Here is a 5,232-nt window from a genome sequence, read left to right as displayed (position 1 = left end):
CCAATGGCATCGAGCAACGCGGTGCTGCCGCGTGGCGTGTAGGTGGCAGCAGTGAGCTGGGGCACGTCCTGGATGGGCTTGGCAGAGACATGGACTTCGTAGGCGTCATCAAACTGGATGAGCGTGAGGCGTGCGTCGCCAGGGACATCGAGTTGGGACTTGATGAAGTCATTGAAGGCTGCGACGGCGGGTTCTTGCATGGGCTGCATAGAGCCCGAGCGGTCGAGGATGTAAGCGATTTCGGTGAGGTGTGGGTTCATGATCACCCCGAATTTCTCATAGGGGGTGGGACATTCGCAGGGTGACAGCCAAACTTTATGGATTATTCTTCATTAAGATGTCCAAAGTATTCTCCACTAGAAGCTCGCGCTCCAACGCAGTCCAAGCGCCCCCACCTCTTCGTTCAGGAGCCAGCCGCCCGGCTATGTGGCGTGTGCTGGAGATTCACAAGATCATCCGCACTGGCAAACATCCCAACTGCTCCACTCTCGCAAAGGAGATCGAGGTAACACCGAAGACGATTCAGCGGGACATCAGCTTCATGCGTGACCAGCTCGGGCTGCCGCTGGAATACCATTCGATCAAGCACGGCTACTTTTACACGCAGGAGGTACATGAGTTCCCCATGCTGCATCTCTCGCGCAATGACCTAGTGGCCCTGTTTCTGGCACGTCATGCTTTGGAACCGCTGCGTGGCACAAAGCTTGAGCGCATGCTGAGCGAGAGCTTCAGCAAGATCGCTGAAGCGTGCCCCGGCGAGATTTCCATTGAGTGGCATGAGTTGGATGAGGCGTTCTCAGTGAAGACCTCGGGCGTGCTGGCGGCCGATGTGACGCTGTTTGGCGACCTGCTGGATGCGGTGCGGGCCTGTCGCGAAGTGAGCTTTGATTACCACAAGCTCACCGGCAGCAAGCCGGAGCAGCGCACGGTTCACCCCTATCATGTGGGGCAGATCGAGCACGGTTGGTATCTGCTGGCCTACGACCCGGCACGCAAAGCGGTGCGCACCTTTGCCCTGCAACGGATCACGAACCTAACGATGCTGAAGACAAAGTTCGTGCGTGACCCACGATTCAATGCACGAGATCATCTGGGCGGAGGGTTTGGCGTCTGGAGCTACCAGGGCGAAGAGAAGCACAAACACGAGGTTCACATCCGCTTTGAAGGCTACGCGGCCCGCATCGTTGGGGAGCGTCAGTGGCACCTGACCCAAGCGATCCGAAAGCTCAAAGCCGACGGCAGTGTGATCGAGTTTCAGGCGGACCTTTCCGGCCTGGAGGAAATCACCCGCTGGGTGCTGAGCTGGGGCAGCAAAGCGAAGGTGCTGGGACCACCGGAACTCAAGAAGCGGGTGAGGGAGGAGTTGGCAAAGGCTGCGCTGCTAAACGGTTGAAGGCAGCAGTGATCACTGCCGCAACGCTTTCGCAATCTGCTTGATGACGGATTCCTCAATGCCACGACGGCGCATCTGGCGGTTGTTCCAGTGCAGCACTAGGGAACGACCGTAATCCTGCATGGGAGCAAATTCGCAGGTGACGACATCCTTCTCGGAAAGTCCGTGCGTGCCAAAGGAGGGCAGCAGCCCCGCACAAACGCCCTGCACGATCAACTCGCGCACTTGCAGCATCGAGTCACACTCGACCACCTGATGAAACTCTCCCAATGCATTGGTCATGGCAGCACGAAACGTCGCATCCAACTGACCGCCGCCGCCATTCGCGGCGAAGGGCAGTGAACGCCACACAGATGGATCTGCGAGCGATGACTTCGGCTTACTACCCAACAGTTTGCGGGAGGCACACAAAGTGAACGCCAGCCGCATCCGCAGCGACAGGCTCGACTTGAGCAGCAACTCCTCCGAGATGGCGTCCTCGCGGACAATGGCAAAGTCCAGCTGTCCATCACGAATGCTCGCGACAAGTTCGCTGCTGCGCTGCGAGGAGAGCCGCAGAGCGGCGTCGCCAAGAGCACTGCGAATTCCACCAACACAGGGAATGATGAGCCATTCAAGGATACTTGCGCCGGCTCCTATAGAGAAGGTCCTACGCTGGCCGATCTGCACCTTTTGGAACTCATTCAAATCATCAAACTGCGCGCGAGCGATCAACTTTAGTCGCTCGCCGGCTTCCGAGAGCGCCAGTGTCTTCCCACGTCGCACGGTGAGTTCAGTAGAGAAGTATTCTTCCAGTTCCCCAATCTGCCTGCTGATGAGCGCCTGACGGGCAAGATTGCCAGGAGCGACCTTGGCGATGGAGCCATGTTCCGCGAAGGCTAGAAAGTTGCGCAAACGGTCCAGAGAGAGACCATTCAGAGGAGGGAGGGAATCTTTCATACTTACCATGGAGACATATATACCTTGTTTTGCCCCAAGGTCGATGAGTTTGATTCAGGCTATGATGTCAGTGCCATGAAACACAAAAACTACGACCTGATCGGCGACATCCACGGACACCACGACAAACTCACCACCCTGCTGCACAAGCTCGGTTATCTACCCCACGACGGCAGCTTCCATCACCCCGAAGGCCGAAAGGTCATCTTCCTCGGCGACTACATCGACCGAGGCCCCAAAATTCGCGAGGTGCTCCACACCGTGCGTGCCATGGTCGATGCTGGCAATGCGCTGGCCATCATGGGCAATCACGAGTTCAACGCGGTCCTCTACCAGACGCCTGATGGCAAAGGCGGCTGGCTGCGGAAGCGGATTGAGAAGAACGTGAAAGGCCACGCCGCAACGCTGGCTGCCTTCGCCGGGAAGGATGCTGAATGGGCGGAGTGGATCGAATGGTTCAAGCACCTGCCCATGCACCTCGACTTGGAAGAATTGCGTGCTGTCCACGCCGCTTGGGATGCCCGCCACGTCGAGATGTTGAGCGGCACTCCACTGCTGGATGACCGCTTCCTGCATGCTGCCGCCACCAAGGGCACCCGCGAATACGCCGCTGTGGAGATCATCTTGAAAGGGCCGGAGATGGAACTTCCCGAAGGCGTGTTCTTTGAGGACAAGGAGAAGAACAAACGCAGGAACGTGCGCGTGCGCTGGTGGAAGTTGGAGGAGGGCGCGGCAATCGGCGACATCGTGATGCCGGAGCCGATGGTGGAACTCAAGGTCAGGCTGGAAGAAGCGATGCTGAACGACCTGCCGAATTACGGCCCCGATGAACCGCCCGTATTCTTCGGCCACTACTGGCTGCCCGCTCACTGGGAACGGGCACCGATGGCCCCGAACATCGCCAGCCTCGACTTCAGCGCCGCCTTTGAGAGCAATCCCCTCACCGCCTACCGCTGGAATGGTGAGCGCGAATTAACTCCCCTGAACTTTGTCACCGCCACAGCCTGAGCCATATGACGACTCACACAGAACCAACCGTCGTGGAAAATGATCACACTCGGAAGTCACGAGTCCTGATGAGACAACTGATGGTCCTCAGTGATGCCGCCACCGATCCAGAAGTGCGCGCTGAACTTCAGGAGGAAATGAACTGCGTCGGAATGTCATGGCAGCTCCGCCAGATGTTTGATGAAGAGGAGGAATCACCTCCGCAGACTAAGCCTCAGGCGAACGCCACAGCGCTCCAGTCGTGAGCCATATCAGCTCAATGCACTTCGACTCCCACGCCAACTTCCCACCCATGAAACACCCTCCCCAACTCCATACCTTCGCCCATGCAGCCCGTGAGTGCGCTATGCAGATGATGCTCAACGCCACCTACATTCAACGCGAACTGCCTTCCATCGAAGCGCCTCCAGAGATCAGGACAAAAATTGAAGCAGTGTGCGAATCATTCATTGGCACCAAACATGATGTGATCACCGAACTCTTTGAACTCGATGAGCAGTCCCAGGCCGGAGCTTCCTTGGAGAACCTCTCTGAGAAAATGAACCGCGTCGAACGCTGGTTAAGTGAACCCATCCAGGAAATGCACGAACTCATGACGCAACTTCAGGCCATGGTCCAAACGGATAGCCGTTACGCTTTGATGTTCTTCCTCCTCGTCGAGTCAGCCACGAACATTCTTAACGCCTTCAATACTGTGAGCGTGGTGGCGGATGCCGCTCAGAACTAAGTCAGGTCTCTGGTTCCAAATCCGCACGTTTCGCAAACTGCGTGATGGGTTTCAGGCTGCGGCGATGGTCGCAATGGCTCACGAACAGCGTGCCGCTGCTCACATAGAATATCGCGTCCTGCTTGAATCGGGCTCCGATTTTGCAGGCCTCCTCGAACTCCAACGCAGCGGCATACCCCGGCTCTGCGTGCTGAGTCACTGGTGAATATCCAGTGATCGTTCCGATGAGTTGCCCACCCTTATCAAGTTCTGCGCGAAGAGCCTCATTGGCAGTATTGTTGTCTTCTGGCGTCCATACCTCGGCCGTGGTGGCGTGAGCCGTGATGATGGCGAATGAGTCAGGCAGTTCGGCGAGCGGCAGGCCGAGTTTGAAGCGCGTGTCGAAATAGACCGGGGTCATAGAATCAACGTCAGATCACAAGGTTGGCTCACGATTCCACCGAATCAACTAAAGCGTCCATTCGCTCTTCGACCTCGGCGGCGAGGGCATCAAGCACGTCATGCTGCTCTTCCTGCGTGAGCGTGGCAAGGATGTGATCGAGCAGCGTTGTAGTGGAGCGGATGAACTCGCGGGCGTTTCGTTTCATGGGCAGATTCTAACCATGTTGCCACATGGGGTGGGACATTTATGGGGGTAGCGGGAAAAAAATCGCGGCTGAGATGATTCTCCAAATCAATGCTTCCAGCTCGTCATTCCTCTTTCTAGGATCCTGAGCAAGCATCCCCTTGATGGCCCCGTGAAGATCGTCAAAAGGCTTGCCAATCCATGCGGCCGCCCCGAGTTCGATCATCTCATCTCCGAGTTCTGAGTCGGGGCCGAAGTGCGCGCTCATGGAAAGCACTGGCGCAGCGTGGTTCCTCGGGTGCTCCTTGATTTGACGGAGAAGTTCCCTGCCCACGTCGGCGCGGGGTGGTTTGCCGGAACGAGCAGGTATCCGCTCTCATTATGAGACTACAGGCGAGCCGCTTCGCAGCGTGGCGGAGCGGTTCGACGTGCCGTTCTCCACCCTCGGCAAGCGGGCGGTTCGGGAAAAATGGCAGCGTTCGGTGCCACCAAACGGGAACAACGATGGGAACAAGACTGCTGTGTTCCCTGAAATCGGGAACAAGATCGGGAACAAGCATAGGAACAGTGAGGTCTTGTTCCCAAAAAACGGGAACAGCG

9 protein-coding genes are annotated in these 5,232 nt (G+C 57.2%); 4 read left to right on the top strand and 5 right to left on the bottom strand.

Features of this window, described 5'->3' with window-relative positions; translation table 11 throughout:
- On the bottom strand, positions 1-260 hold a 260-nt coding region (locus tag AC6FTP_RS25345), incomplete at its 3' end, for a VWA domain-containing protein (RefSeq protein WP_497209690.1).
- 164 nt (positions 261-424) lie between these two features.
- Between AC6FTP_RS25345 and AC6FTP_RS25340 the strand changes: the two genes are divergently transcribed.
- Positions 425-1,393 carry a helix-turn-helix transcriptional regulator gene (locus tag AC6FTP_RS25340; RefSeq protein ID WP_497209689.1) on the top strand — a complete coding sequence of 323 codons (969 nt, stop codon included), beginning with the start codon at positions 425-427 and terminating at the stop codon, positions 1,391-1,393.
- 12 nt (positions 1,394-1,405) lie between these two features.
- Here the strand turns inward: AC6FTP_RS25340 and AC6FTP_RS25335 are convergent, their stop codons facing one another.
- Positions 1,406-2,332 carry a LysR family transcriptional regulator gene (locus AC6FTP_RS25335; RefSeq protein WP_497209688.1) on the bottom strand — a complete coding sequence of 309 codons (927 nt, stop codon included), beginning with the start codon at positions 2,330-2,332 and terminating at the stop codon, positions 1,406-1,408.
- Between the two features lie 75 nt (positions 2,333-2,407).
- On the opposite strand from AC6FTP_RS25335, the gene AC6FTP_RS25330 reads away from it, so the two are divergent.
- The 3 genes from AC6FTP_RS25330 to AC6FTP_RS25320 all read left to right on the top strand — a co-directional run bounded on the left by AC6FTP_RS25330 (position 2,408) and on the right by AC6FTP_RS25320 (position 4,067).
- Positions 2,408-3,340: a metallophosphoesterase gene (locus AC6FTP_RS25330; protein WP_497209687.1), complete on the top strand. Its 933-nt coding sequence runs from the start codon at positions 2,408-2,410 to the stop codon at positions 3,338-3,340.
- A gap of 68 nt (positions 3,341-3,408) precedes the next feature.
- Complete coding sequence (locus AC6FTP_RS25325; protein ID WP_497209686.1) at positions 3,409-3,585, top strand: hypothetical protein; 177 nt, start codon at positions 3,409-3,411, stop codon at positions 3,583-3,585.
- A 47-nt stretch (positions 3,586-3,632) separates the two neighbouring features.
- A complete protein-coding gene (locus tag AC6FTP_RS25320) occupies positions 3,633-4,067 on the top strand; it encodes a hypothetical protein (protein WP_497209685.1) in 435 nt (144 codons plus the stop codon).
- A gap of 1 nt (position 4,068) precedes the next feature.
- Here the strand turns inward: AC6FTP_RS25320 and AC6FTP_RS25315 are convergent, their stop codons facing one another.
- From AC6FTP_RS25315 to AC6FTP_RS25305, 3 genes are read right to left on the bottom strand one after another with little or no spacing between them, the layout of a single operon-like run.
- The gene (locus AC6FTP_RS25315) at positions 4,069-4,467 is read right to left on the bottom strand and encodes a DUF3293 domain-containing protein (protein ID WP_497209684.1); all 399 of its coding nucleotides are present in this window, start codon (positions 4,465-4,467) and stop codon (positions 4,069-4,071) included.
- A gap of 28 nt (positions 4,468-4,495) precedes the next feature.
- Positions 4,496-4,654 carry a hypothetical protein gene (locus AC6FTP_RS25310; RefSeq protein WP_497209683.1) on the bottom strand — a complete coding sequence of 53 codons (159 nt, stop codon included), beginning with the start codon at positions 4,652-4,654 and terminating at the stop codon, positions 4,496-4,498.
- 39 nt (positions 4,655-4,693) lie between these two features.
- On the bottom strand, positions 4,694-4,900 hold the full coding sequence (locus AC6FTP_RS25305; protein WP_497209682.1) for a hypothetical protein: 207 nt from the start codon (positions 4,898-4,900) through the stop codon (positions 4,694-4,696).
- Positions 4,901-5,232: the final 332 nt, after the last annotated feature.

The sequence above is a fragment of the Prosthecobacter sp. genome, from assembly GCF_044378005.1.
GTDB lineage: Bacteria > Verrucomicrobiota > Verrucomicrobiia > Verrucomicrobiales > Verrucomicrobiaceae > Prosthecobacter.
Note: the sequence above shows the minus strand (reverse complement) of the source record. Positions and strands in the feature narration are given on the sequence as shown.